This window comes from Aliidiomarina maris, assembly GCF_003987335.1.
GTDB lineage: Bacteria > Pseudomonadota > Gammaproteobacteria > Enterobacterales > Alteromonadaceae > Aliidiomarina > Aliidiomarina maris.
Window position 1 is genome coordinate 235,545 of record NZ_PIPK01000003.1, and the last position, 16,973, is coordinate 252,517.

13 protein-coding genes are annotated in these 16,973 nt (G+C 51.7%); 4 read left to right on the plus strand and 9 right to left on the minus strand.

Annotated features, from left to right (window positions below):
* The first annotated feature begins 86 nt into the window (after positions 1–86).
* Positions 87–551: a transcriptional regulator ArgR gene (gene argR / locus CWE07_RS05330; RefSeq protein ID WP_111568414.1), complete on the plus strand. Its 465-nt coding sequence runs from the start codon at positions 87–89 to the stop codon at positions 549–551.
* A 16-nt stretch (positions 552–567) separates the two neighbouring features.
* Here argR and CWE07_RS05335 read toward each other — a convergent pair whose 3' ends face one another.
* The 5 genes from CWE07_RS05335 to galE form a co-directional block, all read right to left on the minus strand.
* On the minus strand, positions 568–1,479 hold the full coding sequence (locus CWE07_RS05335) for a Dyp-type peroxidase (RefSeq protein ID WP_111568413.1): 912 nt from the start codon (positions 1,477–1,479) through the stop codon (positions 568–570).
* Between the two features lie 103 nt (positions 1,480–1,582).
* Positions 1,583–3,181: a hypothetical protein gene (locus tag CWE07_RS05340; protein ID WP_111568412.1), complete on the minus strand. Its 1,599-nt coding sequence runs from the start codon at positions 3,179–3,181 to the stop codon at positions 1,583–1,585.
* 207 nt (positions 3,182–3,388) lie between these two features.
* Positions 3,389–5,977: a bifunctional aconitate hydratase 2/2-methylisocitrate dehydratase gene (acnB, locus tag CWE07_RS05345; RefSeq protein WP_111568411.1), complete on the minus strand. Its 2,589-nt coding sequence runs from the start codon at positions 5,975–5,977 to the stop codon at positions 3,389–3,391.
* 214 nt (positions 5,978–6,191) lie between these two features.
* Positions 6,192–7,214, minus strand: a complete 1,023-nt coding sequence (locus CWE07_RS05350) for a glycosyltransferase (RefSeq protein WP_111568410.1) — start codon at positions 7,212–7,214, stop codon at positions 6,192–6,194.
* A gap of 11 nt (positions 7,215–7,225) precedes the next feature.
* Entirely contained in the window at positions 7,226–8,230 is a 1,005-nt protein-coding gene (galE, locus tag CWE07_RS05355) for a UDP-glucose 4-epimerase GalE (protein ID WP_111568409.1), read from the minus strand.
* Between the two features lie 89 nt (positions 8,231–8,319).
* Here galE and CWE07_RS05360 point away from each other — a divergent pair, with 89 nt between their 5' ends.
* Complete coding sequence (locus CWE07_RS05360; RefSeq protein ID WP_111568408.1) at positions 8,320–9,069, plus strand: glycosyltransferase; 750 nt, start codon at positions 8,320–8,322, stop codon at positions 9,067–9,069.
* Positions 9,070–9,091: 22 nt separating this feature from the next.
* On the opposite strand, the gene CWE07_RS05365 is transcribed toward CWE07_RS05360, so the two are convergent.
* The 4 genes from CWE07_RS05365 to CWE07_RS05380 all read right to left on the minus strand — a co-directional run bounded on the left by CWE07_RS05365 (position 9,092) and on the right by CWE07_RS05380 (position 12,628).
* Entirely contained in the window at positions 9,092–10,027 is a 936-nt protein-coding gene (locus CWE07_RS05365; RefSeq protein WP_111568407.1) for a glycosyltransferase family 32 protein, read from the minus strand.
* 144 nt (positions 10,028–10,171) lie between these two features.
* Positions 10,172–11,176 carry a glycosyltransferase family 4 protein gene (locus CWE07_RS05370; protein WP_111568406.1) on the minus strand — a complete coding sequence of 335 codons (1,005 nt, stop codon included), beginning with the start codon at positions 11,174–11,176 and terminating at the stop codon, positions 10,172–10,174.
* Between the two features lie 105 nt (positions 11,177–11,281).
* Positions 11,282–11,662 carry a hypothetical protein gene (locus tag CWE07_RS05375; RefSeq protein WP_111568405.1) on the minus strand — a complete coding sequence of 127 codons (381 nt, stop codon included), beginning with the start codon at positions 11,660–11,662 and terminating at the stop codon, positions 11,282–11,284.
* Between the two features lie 69 nt (positions 11,663–11,731).
* Positions 11,732–12,628 (minus strand): LysR family transcriptional regulator, encoded by an 897-nt coding sequence (locus tag CWE07_RS05380; protein ID WP_111568404.1) that lies wholly within the window; start codon positions 12,626–12,628, stop codon positions 11,732–11,734.
* Between the two features lie 117 nt (positions 12,629–12,745).
* Between CWE07_RS05380 and CWE07_RS05385 the strand changes: the two genes are divergently transcribed.
* Both CWE07_RS05385 and CWE07_RS05390 read left to right on the plus strand, forming a co-directional pair.
* Complete coding sequence (locus CWE07_RS05385; RefSeq protein ID WP_111568403.1) at positions 12,746–13,864, plus strand: efflux RND transporter periplasmic adaptor subunit; 1,119 nt, start codon at positions 12,746–12,748, stop codon at positions 13,862–13,864.
* 3 nt (positions 13,865–13,867) lie between these two features.
* A complete protein-coding gene (locus CWE07_RS05390; protein WP_111568402.1) occupies positions 13,868–16,915 on the plus strand; it encodes an efflux RND transporter permease subunit in 3,048 nt (1,015 codons plus the stop codon).
* The last annotated feature ends 58 nt before the right edge of the window (positions 16,916–16,973 follow it).

Genomic DNA, 16,973 nt, shown 5'->3' on the forward strand with positions numbered 1-16,973 from the left:
AACAACCGCAAGACACGCTTTACTAGGCCTGAGCGCAAGTGTGAGGTACACTTATCGACCAAAGTTGAATGAATAGAATTTAGCCTATGAGCAGCCCACAACAAGATTTACTGACCGAACAATTCAAAGCGCTGTTAAAAGAGGAACGCTATGGCTCACAAACGGCGATTGTTGACGAGCTGAAAGCTCAAGGTTTCACCAATATCAGTCAGTCTAAAGTGTCGCGCATGCTGAGCAAGTACGGTGCTGTGCGCACGCGCAATGCGAAGCAAGAAATGGTCTACTGCCTGCCCTCAGAATTGAGTGTGCCTTCAGCGCGCAGCCCTGTGAGTCAGTTAGTGCTGGAAGTGGAACATAATGAATCTATGGTCATTATCCGTACCTCCCCAGGCGCTGCACAACTGATTGCGCGCTTGCTCGACTCAGTCGGCCGCAAAGAAGGCGTGCTGGGTACGATTGCCGGTGACGACACCATTTTTATTGCGCCGGTGAAAGTGTCACAAATCGACTTCACGTTGCAAAAGGTACGTGAATTATTTGCGCGGGTATAAACGCTATCCGCTTGAGTTAGCCTGGATTCAACGCTTGAAACCATGCCAGCGGTGGCACGAATAACGCACAGCTGACCGTGTTACTTTGATAGTCCAGTAACGGGTCGCAAAAGCCATTCTCGTCTTCTTCAACACGTTGGCGAACGAACTCGGTTAAGGTGTTAAAGTCTCGCGCCCACATCACGTCTACGTGGCCTTGTTCACGCATACTGGCACTTGGCATTTGCTGCCAAACCAGTGGCGCACTGGTCACCATCGCGGTTTTATCTGCGTGGCTTGACAAGTGCGTACTAAGCGGTTCGTTATTCAGCTTGCTACGCCCTATAATTTGCTCCTGCTTACTCGCCTTAAGCTCATGCCAGGACTCTAAGTGCAGCAAGAAATGCTGAATAAACATAAAGCTACCCAAGTGCCATAAAGGCTGCTGCGGTGCTTGTACCCAGCAACTTTGCTCCAATTTCGGCCCGTGTAACGCGCGCTGGCATTTGAAACCCAATAAATTGCGGTTATCCAAATAGTGGAACACATTATGTTCCAGCACTAACTGCAGATCATCGCCGAACCAGTCAAGCAACACACGCCCAGCGAAGAAGTTGGTATCAACGCGGTCTGAACGAATCAACAATACCAAATCATACTGATTCACCGTTAAGCTATGTACGGCTTGGTCAAATTTCGGGAAGGGGCGCAACCCTGGAGGCAGCGTCTCGGGCGCTGGACACAAGCGCTCCCAACCGCGGCTACCGACCGCAGTGACAACGCTTAATAGCGATTCTGAAAATCGCTCACTTAAACTATTCAGTAAGTTAGGCAGCTTGGCTAATTTTAAACGCGCGGAGGCAACGTGCCCCTCACGCAACTGACAAAACAGTATCAGACCATGCAGGCTATTAACGGTGTAGACGCCGGGCTGTGGACGCGCAGCCATGGTATATCCCTTTATTGTTATTATAATGCGTGTTTAAACATCACTTTAATAACACTAAGTATACACCGCTTTTACATAAGTGACAGGTCGTCAACGTTGTGCGTTAAAGCGCGCTATCCAGCACAAATTCAACGTCCTTCAATTCACCTTGGTACCATATTGCAAACCACTGTGGTTCACCGTAAAAGTAATACACATCTACAGGCTCAGCGCCTTGCCGTATTTGCGTTAGCAGGCCAATTTCAGCCAAATAACGCCCTTCACTGTCTTTGGCAAACACCTGATTACGACGGTCGACTCGTCGCGCGCTGACGTCCTGCATTTCCTCAGGTTGAAACACCGCATAATCAATCACGATACGATTGGCGGACATACTCACTCCAGGCGGCAACGCGTCGCGGGCGTAGGCTTGCTGTTGCATCTCCGGCGCGGTGCGCACGGTAACCGTTGCCTGCAAGCGTGCGGGCGGCTGCGCAAGTTCCCTGGGGGCAAACTCTAAGCGCGAGACATTAAAGCGCACTATCTCGCTTAAATCCGTGGCTGGCTGAATCAGCTCGCCACTGGCGTCAAAGAACTTCACGCTGTTAGCCACCCCCTGCGCCGAAAACCTTTCGAAGATGCCAATAAATACATCACTTTGTACGCTGGGGTAGTGCAAAAATAATTGCTCAGGATGGCGAATCGCGGGGTCACTTTGTGGCGATAGCTGACGGCGGCGAATCTCAATGGCAGTTGCCATTCGTGCAGCATCAAGATCAGACGCTTCGGCTCGTACTTCAGGCCGATGGTTCAATACGGGGCCAGCCACATCAATGGTTGGTAAGGCATTAATGGATTCAAACTCTGTGGTTTGAGCCAACTCACCGTGAAACGGAATGTCCACCGTTTGCACTACGCTGGCGCCATGCTCGTCACCTTTGCTGGCGTAGACCATTAACCTCACCCTGGCATGCTCAACCGCACCATGGAACGCAAAGGCATGGGTAGTTTCGCGCGCTGAATCGCCACTGGCATAGGTCTGCGCAGTGCGTTGGCGCAACCAACGCTGGTTCGATGCCTGAGCCTCGCCCACCAGGGTGTAGCCTGACTGGTCATTACCGCCCTCACCGCGGGTTTTAACCTGCACACCATAGCTATGCGCACCCATCGCCACTAACGTCACTGCATACCCATGTTGAGTGTGTGTGCTGCCCACATCATCGCGATTAAACTCAAACGTAAGTAGTTGCTCGGGAACCCGCGCGCTCAATTCAGCCGTGACTGACTGCGGTGGCTTCGCCGCATCTGACAACGGCTGATGAAAACAAAAGCCGTCATTGCGTGCTCGCAACGCGTCAGTCTGGCGACGCCCTGCCATCACATCCGGCATTTGCAGCTGTGTGCCGTCCGCCATGGTGATATGTTGCATCGTTAAGCGATGCTCAATGGGTAACGCAAAGGGTTCACGCACACGAAAGCATTGCATATTTGCCGAGCTAGCCAGCGCCAGCAAGTTGTCACGGTAAGCTCGCAGCATGGCAGCTAAATCAGGGTAATCATGGAGACGGCTGAAATAAGGTGTGGTGTACTCAATTTCGTAAGGGGCGGAATCTAAGTACGTCAATTGCTGTTGCATGCTTACCTCCTGCTCTGCAGCAGCGACGTTTGCCCACCCAAGCACCGTCACCATGGCGATGACGGCGAACCAAGGTTGTCCCTGCATCTTGATGCTCCTTTGTGCTTTTGTTACACGTTTGGTTTGCGTGGGTTGTAGCGATTAGCATACCAAGTTTAAACCGTGATACACGTTAAGGCTAAGTAAAATATTCAACCACAATGACTCACAAAAAAAGCCCAGTGCATTGACTGCACTGGGCTTTGTTCCTTACTGCTGTAACTTACTGCTATTACTTACTGCTGAAACCGTTAATTACGCAACGTTAATCGTTGGGATAATTTTCAGTTTCGCGTTGTCTTCCGCTTCCTTGAACTCAGGCATTTGGTCGAAGTTCAAGTATTTGTATACTTCGCCAGACATCGCGTCGATGCTTTGCGCGTATTCCATGTACTCTTCACGGGTTGGGATCTTACCTAAAATCGCACCCACCGCTGACAGCTCAGCTGACGCTAAGTACACGTTCGCACCATCACCTAAGCGGTTCGGGAAGTTACGCGTGGAGGTCGACAACACCGTTGAATTGGCTTCAACACGTGCTTGGTTACCCATACATAGTGAACAGCCAGGCATTTCAGTGCGCACACCGTTGCGGCCATAAATGTTGTAGTAACCTTCTTCCATTAACTGCGCTTCGTCCATCTTGGTCGGTGGCGCAATCCACAGGCGAGTCTGCAACTCTTTGGTATTCTGCTCAAGCAGTTTACCTGCCGCACGGAAGTGCCCAATGTTGGTCATACATGAACCGATGAATACTTCGTCAACTTTGTCGCCTGCAACATCAGACAAGGTTTTCGCATCGTCTGGGTCGTTCGGGCAGCATAAGATTGGCTCTTTGATTTCATTCAAATCAATTTCAATCACTTCAGAGTATTCAGCGTCAGCATCTGCCTGCATTAATTCAGGGTTCGCCAACCACTCTTCCATCTTACGCGCACGGCGCTCAAGGGTACGTGCATCGCCATAGCCTTCGTTGATCATCCAACGCAACATGGTGATGTTTGAGCGCAAGTACTCAGCAATTGACTCTTCAGACAGCTTAATTGTACAACCCGCTGCTGAACGCTCTGCCGATGCATCTGACAATTCAAAGGCTTGCTCAACGGTTAAGTTCTCAAGGCCTTCAATTTCAAGAATACGGCCAGAGAAGATATTCTTCTTACCGCGTTTCTCAACGGTTAATAAGCCTTTCTTAATAGCATACAACGGAATGGCGTGAACCAAGTCACGTAAGGTCACACCTGATTGCATGGTGCCTTTAAAGCGAACCAGCACTGACTCAGGCATGTCTAACGGCATCACGCCTGTGGCCGCAGCAAACGCGACCAAACCAGAACCTGCAGGGAAAGAAATACCCAGCGGGAAGCGCGTGTGCGAATCGCCGCCAGTACCGACCGTGTCAGGCATCAACATGCGGTTCAACCAGCTGTGAATAATACCGTCACCAGGACGCAGCGACACACCGCCACGGTTCATGATGAAATCAGGCAAGGTGTGCTGAGTTTCAATATCAACTGGCTTCGGATACGCCGCGGTGTGACAGAATGACTGCATCACCAAATCAGCGTTAAAACCTAAACACGCTAAGTCTTTTAGCTCGTCACGGGTCATTGGGCCGGTGGTGTCCTGTGAACCCACGGTGGTCATCTTAGGTTCGCAGTAGGTGCCTGGACGCACGCCATCCATACCACAGGCTTTACCAACCATCTTCTGAGCCAAGGTGTAACCTTTGCCAGTGTCATTCGGTTGCTCTGGCGTGCGGAACAAGTCAGTACGACCAAGCCCTAGTGACTCACGCGCTTTACCAGTTAAACCACGACCGATGATCAGGTTAATTCGACCACCCGCACGTACTTCATCAAGAATCACGTCAGAGCCGTAGCTGTACTGTGCAATCACATCGCCCGCTTCGTTGGTAATTTTGCCCTCGTACGGGTAAATCACGATCACGTCGCCGGTATCGATTTGATCAACGTCAGCTTCGAATACCAAAGTACCCGCGTCTTTCATCGTGTTGTAGAAAATTGGCGCCACTTTGCCACCGATGCAAATACCACCTGCACGCTTGTTCGGCGTACCAGGCATGTCTTCACCAATGTTCCAAAGCACTGAGTTAGTCGCAGATTTACGCGACGAACCTGTACCCACTACGTCACCGACGAAAGCCACTGGGTGACCTTTTTGCTTTAATTCTTCAATTTGCTTCGCGGCATCGGTCACGCCTTCGCGTGGCATTTTGTACATCGCTTTCGCGTGCAACGGAATATCCGGGCGCGACCAAGCATCTGGTGCCGGCGATAAATCGTCGGTGTTGGTTTCACCAGGTACTTTGAATACGGTTGCTTTGATTGACTCTGCCAACGCAGGACGCTGAGTGAACCACTCGGCTTCTGCCCAGCTCTCAATCACAGCTTTGGCAACTGCGTTGCCATTTTTCATTTTTTCTTCAACGTCGTGGAAGGCGTCAAACATCAAAATCGTGTGCTTGAGCTCTTCCCCTGCCAATTCAGCAAGCTCGCTGTCATCAAGTAAGTCAACCAAGGTCACAATGTTGTAACCGCCGTGCATGTTGCCTAACAACTTCACCGCTTGCTGCTTGCTCACGATAGGTGATGTAACTTCACCTTTGACAACGGCTGAAAGGAAGCCAGCTTTGACATACGCTGCTTCATCAACGCCCGGAGGAACCCGCTCGCTGATCAATTCAAATAAAAATTCTTCTTCACCTGCCGGTGGGTTCTTCAGCAATTCCACTAAATCAGTGACTTGCTCTGGGCTTAACGGCTTCGGTGGGATACCTTCTGCGGCGCGCTCGGCCACATGCTCACGATACTGTTGTAACACGCTTGCTTCCTCTTATCGTTGGACCTGCTATGGGCGTGTGCGATACCTGACTCCCAGGGAAATGTGCGCACCATAGCAACTCGTTGGAAAAACCCCCGCATTATACGGGAAAAGGCGTGGCGTTTGAATGACCGCCGCCATCAAGGCAACTATGGTGCCCATTCATCAAAGTTATATTTGCGAACCCGTAAGGCCTCACAGGTAATGCTTTACATCACTGTGGATGCTCGATTTGCTGACGATAAAAAGCGACTACATCCGCGCAACGCTGCTGCACATCAAAGCGAGTTAAGTCTCGCTGAATCGGCGTTTTACCCAAGGCGCGCAGTGTGGCCATGGCTTTTGCCAACGCGGCCACATCATCCACAGGCGTGACTGGATGTTGAAATAACTCGCCTAGGTAGCTAGCGCCCTGAGAAGCGGTTGCCACAGTTGGTAAGCGCGCCACCATCGCCTCTAAAAATACCAAACCGAAAGGCTCAGAACGCGCGGCACTGACAAAGCCATCGAACCCAGCGAGACATTGCTGCGGGTGAGCACTAAAACCATGAAAAATGACCTTGGATTCCAATGCCGTTGGTAAGTCTGCGCGCAATTTAGATAACGCACTACCATCACCAACTATCACGAGCTTGGTGTTGTTATCAGCAATTTCGGCAAACGCCGCGAGCAAGGTGTCATGGCCTTTGCTAGGTTCAATGCGTCCGAGCGCGCCGAACACATAATCGTCTGGCCCGACACCCCATTGTTGCCGTATCTCATCCCGCTCTTGGTTCGACGCCATGGCCGCGGACGTCCAGTTGTCAATTTGAATAGCGCGCGACCTTAAACGGGGTGGTAATGCGTCAAGTTGCCATGGTGCAATTGCAATCACCGCATCCAGATGAGCATGCTGGCTTGGCTTATAGTGAATGTGCAAAGTAGCTAATCGCAGCGGGCCGTGTAAACCTTTTAAGGCTTTGCAGGCAGCGCTTAAATGCGCATGCGCAACATCAGGCTGCAGCTGCCTAAGTAGACGTTTGGCCTGCCAACTAGCCCACCATTTCGGCCCTGACACAGTCAGCACGCGCACACTATCACTTAGGCGATGACGCAATGCATTGGCACGCTGCTCGCAACCACGCTGATGTAAAATCACCGTCACCTCATGCTCGGCGCTTTGCGCATTCGCCAGCTCAATGGCGTAGCGCTCACTCCCGGCAAAACTATGGGTCAAAATGACATGACAAATGTGCATGAGTTGCTTTCCTATCGGCTGCTATTAAATTGACTGTACTGCTTTTCCCAATGCCATGCATGGGCAATCATGGTGGCTAAGTCCGTGTATTCTGGCTGCCAGTTCAAGCGTTGCTGCGCCAATTGTGAATCCGCGACCAGCACCGCTGGGTCACCGGCACGGCGCGGGGCCTCTTCCACCGTAATCGTGCAACCATCAGCGGCCACCACCGAGCGCGCCGCATCAATCACTTGCTGCACCGAAAAGCCATGGCCAATGCCTAAATTGAACACATGGCTCGCGGGCGCTGATTGCGCAAGTAACAGCTCTAAACTGCGTAAATGCGCCTGGCATAAGTCCATCACATGAATATAGTCGCGTACACAGGTACCGTCCGGGGTTGCATAATCTTGACCAAACACCTTAATCGACGCCCGTCGCCCGGACGCAGCCTGCAGAATAATTGGAATTAAATGGGTTTCAGGGTCATGGCACTCGCCAAGCTCACCGTCAGGATCGGCCCCCGCGGCATTAAAGTAACGCAAACGCACCGAGCTGACGCCATAGGCACTGGCGTAGTCTTCCAACACCTGCTCCACCATCCATTTGCTGCTGCCATACGGGTTAATCGGTTGCTTGGGGTGTGCTTCGTCAATCGGCGTATACGCAGGTTCCCCATACACCGCAGCGGTCGACGAAAACACCAAATGCGGTACCTGATGACGACGCATCGCAGCGAGCAAGTTCAAGCTCGCGATCAGGTTATTGTGGTAATACTTCGCCGGTTCGACAATAGATTCGCCAACCAAGCTGGCCGCCGCAAAGTGCATTACTGCGGCTATCTGGTGCTGGCTAAACACGCGGTCAAGCGCATCGCTGTCGTGTAAGTCAGCCAACACCAGTTCGCCATACTTGGCTTGGCTTTTAAATCCGGTGCTTAAATTGTCCAGCACCACCACTTGATAACCCGCGTTCACCAAGACTTTTGCCATATGTGAACCGATATATCCGGCGCCGCCTAAAACTAGTATCTTCATGCAGAGTGCTTTATCATGGGTTATTCGGCTATGTTAAAAGAAATACGCCATTTTTTATATATATTCGTCCGTTAGGAGCGCTTCGAGTTATGTCACAACCGGTTAATATTATTTGCATTAAGTGGGGTCAAAAATATGGCTCTGATTATGTCAACCGCTTGCGCGCTATGGTGTCACGCCATTTAAGTTTACCCCATCGCTTCGTCTGCTTCACTGACGACCCAACTGGTATCGACGAGAACTTGGGCATTGAAGTTCAGGCCATTCCAAAAATTGGTTTTGCTGACTTTGATAATTTTGAGCCTTGGAGTAAAGGTCATGGCTGGTTGAAGGTGACCAGCTTTGCTGATCCGCTCAGCGACTTGACCGGCCCCACGATTTTCTTAGATTTAGACATTGTTATCGTGGATAGCATTGACTGCTTCTTTGAGCCTGAAGGTGAATTCCGCGTCATTAAAGAGTGGGACAAGAGCGATGCGACCGGTAATACGTCAGTGTATCGCTTCGAAGCAGGCGCACACAGCGACTTAATTGAGCTGTTAAAAACGCAAAAAGACAAAGTGCTGCGTGAAGTGCGTAACGAACAAGAATTCGTAACCTTAAATTTGCACCGCCAAGGCAAACTCGACTACTGGCCAAAAGGCTGGTGCGTCAGCTTTAAGCGTCATTGTATGCCAAAAGGCATCATGCAATGGTTCAAAACCGCCAGCATTCCAGATGGCGCTAAAATTGTCATTTTCCATGGCAAGCCGCACCCTGACGATGCCATCATTGGACGCAGTGGTAAGTGGTACCGCCACGTTAAGCCAGTGCCATGGATAGCGGAAAACTGGAAGTAGCAATATTGGTGGCAGCGATTATTTAGCGCTGCATACGCCCCACAATGCTATCGCGCCGGAACAGCCCCCGGCGCAAATACCCTTCTAACTTGGTTCGCTCACCGCCACGAAGTTTAATCATCAATGGGCGTTCTGCCTGTGTATTCCACAATAAGCGTACGTACAAACGCTTACGACGCCACTTGGCGCACGCATGCAGCGCAAAAGCGCTATCTTCAGCGCGTATCAATGCCAATTTATAGCCCGCAACATGCTGGCTGAGCACGTCCTGCGCTGCAATATGCACGGTATGGTAATAGGGGTCGCCAATGCCTTGACGCACATCGGCCAGGCGCCCACTTTGTTCTAGCTTAGCAATATAGTCTTCTGTATCACCAACGATAGCCTGCTGTTTAAACAATGAGAGCCAGTCCGCAATAAATCGGCTTCCCGCGGGTGCCGCTAAGAACCAACTATCGACCACGGGTAATTCTTTACGCTGGGTATAGCCATCAATGTAGTACCCGACAAATTCAGCAGCTTGCTGGCGCTGAAGTTGGCCGACCCAATCAAGCGGTTGTGTCAATATAATCGACGCATCCATCCAAATGCCACCATAGCGGTTGAGCAATTCCAGGCGCATCCAATCCGTCTGCTTCGCCACATTTAATCGCTCAAGATGAGCGGGAATTGGGCTAATGAAATCCGCCAAATTGTCTTTGTTTAGCACCTCAATACGATATTCAGGATTGAAACGCCGCCATCCTGCAATACATTGCTCCACCACAAGCGGCAATGTCGGCGAATGCCAGTAGGTCCAAATAATTTGAGGAATGGGCTTGGCACATGGCTGGCCTTGGCCTAAAACTATTTGATGATCAGTAAAATGAGGCAACTCGACGGGCTTAGTTTGCTGAAACCACCAATACCCGATGGCGAAAACTAGCAACAAAACAACAATAATTAACAACAAAGACACTGCATTCCCTTACGTATCAATTGGAGGGCGTATATTATACATAATAACGAATGCAGAAAATAAGTGGTTTAAGCACGAAATAGAGGTAAAAACATGTAAATAATCGGATGCTTAATTTAAATGCACCTTGTTTTTATATGACGCTTACTCTTGTAAACAAGCACTATACACTTGCTCAACTTTGGCGGACTGGCCTGCAAGGTCAAAGCCAGTTAAATCATAGCTTCGCGTCTTCTGTTTGGCATCTAGTAATGAACTGATGGCTTGCCTGAAGGCCTCTGGGTTATCAATAGGTACCACTTCAAAGCCCAACAACTGAGACAGGTGGCTTGCACCCTCAGTTTGGGTCGCAACAATATCAGTGCCTGCTTGCGCTGCTTCTAAAAACACCAAACCGAAAGGCTCGAAATCTGCAACATTGACAAATACATCAAAGCTCTTGAGCCAGGCTTTTGGGGTGTCACTGTAACCTGGAAAGTAGACCTCTGGATAAGCTTGCTCTAACTCAGCACGCAACCTACCCTCGCCAATGATGACCAGTTTCACAGCGTCGCTCAGCAAAGGTTGCAGCGTCTCAATCAACCATCGATGGCGCTTGCTCGCTTCGATTCGACCGACGGTTCCGATTATAAATGCATCTTTATCAAAGCCATGTTGGCGCCTAATAGCTTCAGCGTCTGCGGAGTTAGCCGGTTCGCCCGTCACCCAGTTATCAATGTGCACCAACTTTGCTTGGCTAACGGCCTGTGCTCGCACTTGCTGCTGTGGAGTTAAACAAATCAGCGCGTCCATATGCGCATGTTGCGCAGCATCGTAGTCAATATGCAAGGTAGCAATTCGCGCCACATTGCGAAGCCCCTTCACGCTCTTACACGCGGCTTTTAGATGGCAGTGCACAACATCGGGGTTTATTTTACCAATGACATGCCGTACCTGAGCAAAGGTCCACTGGCGGATAGGACGACCCACCTTATGCAAGGTTACGTTCGTTGGGAATCTGCGCGCGACGGCATCAACTCTCGAACCATAGCCTTTTGCATGCAAAATGACATGCACGTCATGGGTTTTCGCCTGTTCGCTTACAAGATCAACAACATGGCGTTCAGTGCCTGCAAAACGTTTAGTCAAGAGAACGTGCACAATCCGCATGACGGGTCCTTATTTAGATAAAAGGGGTTTAGATAAATGAATTAACCCTAGGTTGCCATGCAGTTACTTTAACATTTTCGAGCTATTAAACAGAATGCGTAATTCTTAAGCTACGCGCATCGCACTAATATGTTGATACAAATTAATCGCGCGGTCAGTAAAGGTGTAGCCTTTGGATTGCGCACTTAACGTCGACCAATTCGGCGCGCCATCAGTGCGTGACCATTCGGCATTTTGGCGCGCGCTGGGTGAGGTTTGGCTCGACACTGCAGTGTCACTGGTCGCGGCGCTTTTAGCGTGAGCAATTGGCTCATCACTCGCGGCCTGCGCCATTTCATTGGCGGCGCTCAACGCTGCTTTTTGATCTTTCAGCACGGCGGGGTCGAATGGTGCCTTCTGTCCGTCACCTTGCGAGGTCTGCGCTTGGGCGCCTTGGCTTGCGATGGCGGGTGTTGGGGTATTTGCTAGTCTTGCCGCTACTTCCACGTCGTCATTTCCTATTACTACCGATAGCCATTGGAATACAAATACTATGCCAGCATGTCGCTGTGGCTGCTATTTAAGTGCCTGCTGTTGTTGGTAAAAGTCCCAAAGCGCTTGCGCTGCGGGGCCAAGCACCGAACCCGCTAGCTTGACCAATCGCACCTCGGCATGCACTTGACTTATCATGCTGGCCACGTTGACCTCAATCAGTCGCCCATTTTTCAAGTCAGTGGCAACGAACTGCCGCGGCACAATGCCCCAGCCAACCCCGGTCCGCACCATACTGAGCATGGTGTTGACGTCATTCACGCGAATTCGTGCACTACCGATACCACGAAAAATTTGCTCTGGCTCGATGCCCATGTCCATATGTTGCGGCAGTACTGCCGGAATATGCTGCAAGTGCGCACGGGTTAAGCCGTTTGCTGCCAAGTGCTCAACACGCTCTCGCGCCACCACCACCGTCAGTTGGTACTCGGCCACGAACACGCTGTCAAAGTCGGCCTGTTGTTGGAATACCGCTAACCAAGGCGTTAACCCCAATAAGACTTGCTTGTGCTGCACGCGCTTTAATGTGTTCAACTGCGATTCGCCAGTCACCACAATGTCGGTGGCGGGATATGCCTGCTGTACATGGCGCAAGGCGGCACTCAATAAGTTTGGGTGGCAAGCACTCTCAAACGCAATTTCAAAGCTATGCTCCGCGCCCTCGCGCAGCTGCTGGGTGAAGGATTCCAAGCGCTGGTATTGCAGTAATAATTCATAACTATGGTGGTGGAATTGACGCCCTTGAGCGGTAAGCTGCAAACGATAACCGTCGCGGGTAAACAGCTGAAAGCCGAGATCTTGCTCTAACTTATTCAAGCTCATACTTAACGCAGGTGCCGTGCGATGCAGCTGGTTGGCCGCCACTTGCAGGCTACCATGTTGAACAATGGCCTGAAACACTTGCAGCTGCCATAAATTCATAAAGAAAACCTTAATGAGTTTGAAAGATTTATTCAATATTACTTTAAGACAAGCTGCTTTACACTGGCTTTTTTATCACCAACTGAATGACCTGTTGAGTCGCTAAAAGGAGCCGCTATGCGTGCTATCGCCCAATATATCGCGCCACTGGCCATTGCCAGTGTCATGCTGACCGGCTGCCAGCCCGAACCTGACACGGGTATTCATGCGAACCATGTGCGCCCAGTGCATTTGCATGTCGTCAGTGGCGACAGCGACCATCAAATTCGACGCTTTCCAGCCGTCGTCGAGGCCACTCAAACCGCAGAGTTGGCCTTTCGTGTCGGCGGAGAATTACAGCAACTCCCGCTGCGACCAGGCCAAAGTGTGCGCCAGGGGCAAGTGGTTGCCGCCCTCGACCCGAACGACTTCGAACTTGCGGCAGAGCAAGCCCAAGCCCGAGCGGAGCTAACCCGTGCGCAATTTGAACGTAACCAGCGCATGTTGGATCAAGCATTAATTTCCGCGTCGGTGTTTGACCAAGCCCAAGCCGATTTGCGCGTGGCCGAAGCCAACCTGCGCAGTGCCCAAGCCAATTTAGACTATACCCGTTTAAAAGCCCCTTTTAACGGCGTAATAGCGCACTTACATGTGGAAAACTTTGAAAATGTTGCACCGCAACAGCCAATTATGACCTTGCAAGTCGACGGTCATATTGACGTCAGCATTCAGGTACCAGAATTATTATTTGCCCGCGTACGCCGCGACCTTGAATACCAACCTGATATTGCGTTTGACAGTGTGCCCGGGCAAACCTTTAAAGCCAGCATTCGCGAATGGGATCGAATTGCCGACCCCGCCACCAATACCTACCGTGTGGTGTTCACCTTACCCTCGCCGCAAGGGGTGAATATACTCCCCGGCATGACCGCGACCGTATTAATTGACGCGACCCAAATGACGGAACGTCAGCGTGCGGTGATGCTGCTGCCAGTGAATGCGGTGTTTGCCCCAGAGCAACAACCGTTGCAACCCGGCATCGCCTATGTGTGGGTATTTGAAGACGCCAGTGACAATCGCAGTGGTGAGCGTTACGGCTACGTGCGTTTGCGCGCAGTCGAGATAGCCGACATGACCAACCAGGGCGTGCAGGTATTGTCAGGCATTGAGCCTGGCGAGCGCGTGGTACAAGCAGGGGTGCATCAGCTTCAGGAAGGTCAAAAAGTGTCAGCTTGGGCGCGCGAGCGAGGCCTGTAGAAGATGAATATTGCAGCCTACTCAATGCGCAACAAAACCACCAGTTGGCTGATTTTACTGGTGCTACTAATCGGCGGTGCAATGGCACTACAAGGATTAGGGCGCTTAGAAGATCCTGAGTTCACGTTAAAACAAGCGCTGGTGATTACCAGTTACCCTGGCGCGTCAGCACAGCAGGTAGAAGAAGAAGTCACACACCGCCTGGAAAGCGCGATTCAAGAGCTCGAATACGTGCGCCATATCACCTCGATTAGTAAACCGGGGCTGTCGCAAATTACCGTTGAAATGCGTGACATTTACCGCAAAGAGCCGCTCAAACAAATTTGGGACGAGCTACGCCGCAAAGTCAATGACAGTCAATCCCGCTTACCGCCGGGCGCTGGCACCCCACGCGTGATGGACGATTTTGCCGACGTCTACGGGGTGCTTCTCGCTTTTAGTGGCGAAGGCTTCTCCGCCAAAGCGCTGCACGATCACGCCCGTTTGGTACAGCGCGAGCTGGTCACCATTGATGGCGTCGCGAAGGCGACTATTTCCGGGGTGCAACAAGAGCAAGTCGTAGTTGAAGTATCGCGTGCGCGTCTGGCTAATTTAGGCATTTCGCCGCAACGTATCCATAATTTATTAGCTAGCCAGAATACCGTGTCCAACGCAGGCCGCGTACAACTTGACGCCGACGCCGTGCGCTTTGCTACCAGCGGCGAATTTAGCAGTGTCGAAGCGCTGCAAGGCTTACTGATTAGTAACCCCGGCGCACGCCAGCAACTTTATTTAGGCGATGTCGCCAGTATCTACCGCGCGCCCAATCCCATTCCTGATCACCTGCTGCGCTTTAACCAAGACCCAGCGCTTTGGCTTGGGGTCTCGTTTAGCTCCGGTGTAAACGTCGTCGCAGTGGGTGAGCGCATCAGTGCACGCCTCGCTGAGCTCGAATACGCCACCCCTTTAGGTTTGCAGCTAGATATCATTTACAACCAGCCGGAGGCGGTTAAAACCTCGGTCGATGGCTTCCTGATTAACTTAGCTCAAGCTGTTGTCATTGTGATTGTCGCACTGCTGCTGACCATGGGGATGCGCTCGGGCTTTATCATTGGTTTTGTGTTGCTGGTCACCGTGCTGGGTACGTTCATTTTTATGGCCATGTTTGGTATCACCTTGCACCGCGTGTCCTTGGGCGCACTGATTATCGCTTTGGGGATGCTGGTCGATAACGCGATTGTTATCTGCGACGGCATTTTAGTCGGCTTACAGCGCGGCAAGAAAAAGCTCGATGCTGCAGTCGACGTGGTACAGCAAAATATGTGGCCGCTGTTAGGCGCCACCGTCATCGCGATTATCGCATTTGCACCCATTGGGTTATCCGCCGACGCCACCGGTGAGTTCGCCGGCTCGATGTTTTGGGTGCTGCTGATATCGCTATTACTGAGCTGGTTTACCGCCCTCACCTTGGTGCCATTTTTAGCCGACAAATTGTTAAAACCGACGTTGAACCCAAGTGCAACAGACGACGCCTACCGCGGCGTGGTGTACAGCGTCTACCGCGGCATGCTCAAAGTTTGCCTGCGCTTTCGTGTGCTGACTATGGTGGCGATGGCAGTGCTATTGATCGCCTCGGTGTTTGCGTTTGGTCAGGTCAAGCAAAGCTTCTTCCCCGCCGCCAATACGCCGATTTACTATGTCGAAGTGTGGTACCCGCAAGGCACTGACATTCGGGCCACGGCAGACGACATTGCCGCCGCAGAAGCGTATTTAGTGCAACATGCTGAGGTCGACAGCGTGGCAACCACGATTGGCCAGGGCGCATTGCGCTTCACCCTCACCTACGTGGTGGAAAAGGCCTACGAGAATTACGCGCAGCTGATTGTACAGGGGCGCTCTATGGACAGCTTGCGTTCATTAATGCACGACACCCAGGATTACTTCGCCCAAGCCCACCCGCAAGCACGGATTAAATTGCGCCGCATGGAAATTGGCCCGCCCACCACCGCCAAAATTGAAGCCCGTTTCAGTGGCCCCGAGCCTCAAGTACTGCGCGAATTGGCCCATCAAGCTAAAGCCATATTAGCCGCCGACCCTGGCGTGGTGAACATTATGGATGACTGGCGCGAACGAGCCAAAGTGCTGCAACCGCAGTTTAATGAGCTCGCCGCACGCCGCGTGGGCATTAGTAAAGCCGACGTCGACGAACTGCTATTGGCGAATTTCATCGGCAAGAATGTCGGCGTCTACCGCGACGGCACCGACTTGTTACCCATTGTGGTTCGCGCACCTTTGGAAGAGCGCGTTGATTTAGACAACTGGCAAGACTTACAAATCTATAGCCTGGTATTTGATCGCTATATTCCCTTAGCGCAAGTGGTTCACGACATGCCACTGGCATGGGAAGACAGCTTAATTAAACGTCGTGATCGCCGCCGCACCCTCACCGTGATGGCCGACCCCAACCTATTTGGCGAAGAAACCGCCGCCGTGGTGCAGGCGCGGGTACAGCCGTTAATTGAAGCGATTGAATTACCGTCTGGCTACAGCCTAAGTTGGGGCGGTGAATCAGAAGCATCCAGCAACGCTCAGGCCGCGCTATTTACCTCGCTGCCGCTGGCATATTTAGGCATGTTTATTATTACCGCGTTACTGTTTAGTTCGGCGCGCAAAGCCGCAGTGATTTGGACCACAGTGCCACTGTCCGTGATAGGCGTCAGTTTCGGGCTGTTGCTCACCGGCCAACCATTTAGCTTTATGGCCCTACTTGGGTTAATTAGCTTAACCGGCATGTTAATTAAAAACGGCGTGGTATTGCTGGAGCAAGTACAAATCGAGGAAGACAGTGGCAAAGCAGCGAGCGACGCGCTATTCGACGCCGCCGTCAGCCGCGTACGCCCGGTCAGCATGGCCGCCGTCACCACCATTTTAGGCATGATACCGCTGCTATTTGACGAGTTCTTCGCCGCCATGGCCGTCACCATCATGTTCGGCCTCGGCTTCGCAACCTTGCTCACCCTACTGGTGATACCTGTCACGTACTCGTTGGTGTTTCACCGCCGGGTAGGTTGATTTGGGTTTGGCGTTGCTTGAGGGGGAGCTCAATTACCTCGGTTTCCCCCCCGAGCGG

What these genes read in the sequence shown, in the direction of transcription:
- argR (WP_111568414.1), top strand. Translation starts at nt 87, where the DNA reads ATGAGCAGCCCACAACAAGATTTACTGACCGAACAATTCAAAGCGCTG.
- CWE07_RS05335 (WP_111568413.1), bottom strand. Translation starts at nt 1,479, where the DNA reads ATGGCTGCGCGTCCACAGCCCGGCGTCTACACCGTTAATAGCCTGCAT.
- CWE07_RS05340 (WP_111568412.1), bottom strand. Translation starts at nt 3,181, where the DNA reads ATGCAGGGACAACCTTGGTTCGCCGTCATCGCCATGGTGACGGTGCTT.
- CWE07_RS05350 (WP_111568410.1), bottom strand. Translation starts at nt 7,214, where the DNA reads ATGCACATTTGTCATGTCATTTTGACCCATAGTTTTGCCGGGAGTGAG.
- galE (WP_111568409.1), bottom strand. Translation starts at nt 8,230, where the DNA reads ATGAAGATACTAGTTTTAGGCGGCGCCGGATATATCGGTTCACATATG.
- CWE07_RS05360 (WP_111568408.1), top strand. Translation starts at nt 8,320, where the DNA reads ATGTCACAACCGGTTAATATTATTTGCATTAAGTGGGGTCAAAAATAT.
- CWE07_RS05370 (WP_111568406.1), bottom strand. Translation starts at nt 11,176, where the DNA reads ATGCGGATTGTGCACGTTCTCTTGACTAAACGTTTTGCAGGCACTGAA.
- CWE07_RS05380 (WP_111568404.1), bottom strand. Translation starts at nt 12,628, where the DNA reads ATGAATTTATGGCAGCTGCAAGTGTTTCAGGCCATTGTTCAACATGGT.
- CWE07_RS05385 (WP_111568403.1), top strand. Translation starts at nt 12,746, where the DNA reads ATGCGTGCTATCGCCCAATATATCGCGCCACTGGCCATTGCCAGTGTC.
- CWE07_RS05390 (WP_111568402.1), top strand. Translation starts at nt 13,868, where the DNA reads ATGAATATTGCAGCCTACTCAATGCGCAACAAAACCACCAGTTGGCTG.